This window comes from Bradyrhizobium sp. WSM4872 (assembly GCF_055811715.1).
In genome coordinates, this window is sequence record NZ_JBVVPT010000080.1 from 1 (window position 1) to 428 (window position 428).

Annotated in this window: 1 protein-coding gene; it reads left to right on the plus strand. The window is 62.4% G+C overall.

From position 1 onward, the window contains the following. Nucleotides 1-96: 96 nt before the first annotated feature. A partial coding sequence (msrB, locus tag AC0L3C_RS36195) for a peptide-methionine (R)-S-oxide reductase MsrB (RefSeq protein WP_473410409.1) occupies nucleotides 97-428 on the plus strand: 332 nt, incomplete at its 3' end.

The following is a 428-nucleotide window of genomic DNA, read 5'->3' on the forward strand; positions in this document are numbered from 1 at the left end:
AGCCGACGCTGGTGAGCGCCAGCAAGGTCACCAACTGATCGCAAGATCACTGAACAAGATCACCGAAAACAAGATCATCGAAAAAACGGGAGACCCATGCCCGACGCCAAGACGAAAACCACGGACGACAAGGTCATCAAGAGCGAAGAGCAATGGCGCAGCGAGTTGTCGCCGATGCAATACGCGGTGCTGCGCGAGAAGGCGACCGAGCGTCCCTTCTCCGGCGAATATGAGCACGACCACCGCGCCGGCACCTACACCTGCGCCGGCTGCGGCAATGTGCTGTTCGAGTCCGACGCGAAGTTCGATTCCGGCTGCGGCTGGCCGAGCTTCACCCAGCCCGCCGTCGAGGGCCATATCGACGAGGAGCGGGACGTCAGCCACGGCATGATCCGCACCGAGGTGCTGTGCGCCAAGTGCAGCGGCCA